Source organism: Loktanella sp. DJP18 (assembly GCF_049310965.1).
In the GTDB taxonomy this organism is placed as follows: Bacteria; Pseudomonadota; Alphaproteobacteria; order Rhodobacterales; family Rhodobacteraceae; genus Loktanella.
The window spans coordinates 1-718 of record NZ_JBMERN010000379.1; the positions used below are offsets into that span (position 1 = coordinate 1).

The 718-nt window shown below is 53.9% G+C and carries 2 protein-coding genes; both read left to right on the top strand.

What is annotated here, in order from left to right:
- Positions 1 to 76 precede the first annotated feature (76 nt).
- On the top strand, positions 77 to 343 hold the full coding sequence (locus ACOI1H_RS26020) for an antitoxin (RefSeq protein ID WP_422441248.1): 267 nt from the start codon (positions 77 to 79) through the stop codon (positions 341 to 343).
- Positions 344 to 351: 8 nt separating this feature from the next.
- Positions 352 to 651 carry a type II toxin-antitoxin system RelE/ParE family toxin gene (locus ACOI1H_RS26025; RefSeq protein WP_422441249.1) on the top strand — a complete coding sequence of 100 codons (300 nt, stop codon included), beginning with the start codon at positions 352 to 354 and terminating at the stop codon, positions 649 to 651.
- Positions 652 to 718 lie beyond the last annotated feature (67 nt).

The window sequence follows — 718 nt, forward strand, 5'->3', positions numbered from 1 at the left end:
AAGAACAATATATTGACTTTCATCGGCCGTGCCAACAAATGTTGTTTTGTGTGCTTTGGTCTGCTAGGATAAGAACATGCCCAGACTCTCAATCGATCTCACCTCGGAAGAACATCAGAAACTGAAAGCGATCGCTGCACTGCAAGGCAAGAGCATTAAGGATTTTGTGCTCAAGCGTACTCTTGGCGATGCTCCTGTTCGCGACAATATGAACGAGGCCGAAGCTGTGGCCGCCCTCTCGGACTTTCTCAGACCCCGGATCGAACAGGCGCGGCGCGGCGAGCTTTCTTCTAAGACGATTGCCGACATCCGGCGTGAAGCGCGCGAACAGTCAGGACTGTAGCTGACGCAATGCAATCCTATTCCCTTACGCTTGCAGCCGAAGATGATCTGCGTGGCATTTGGCGCTACACGTATGAGACCTGGGGCCTTGACCAGGCCGAGACATATTTCGACCAGATCGAGGCGTGCTGTGAGTTCGTTGGGCACAGGCGAGCGCAATCCAGATCGCTCGAAGGTCTGCCGGACGGTATCTGCATCCACCGATGCGAACACCACTACATAATCTGGCTGGACGAAGACCGGCCGGTCATTATCGCCGTTCTGCATGAGCGGATGGATCTGGTGAGGTGGCTGAAAGACCGCCTCTAGAGCGGGTTGCGTTTAATCAGTTTCATAGCCAGCGGCCTTGAAGAAGTTGTAGCACTCCTCGTCAGTT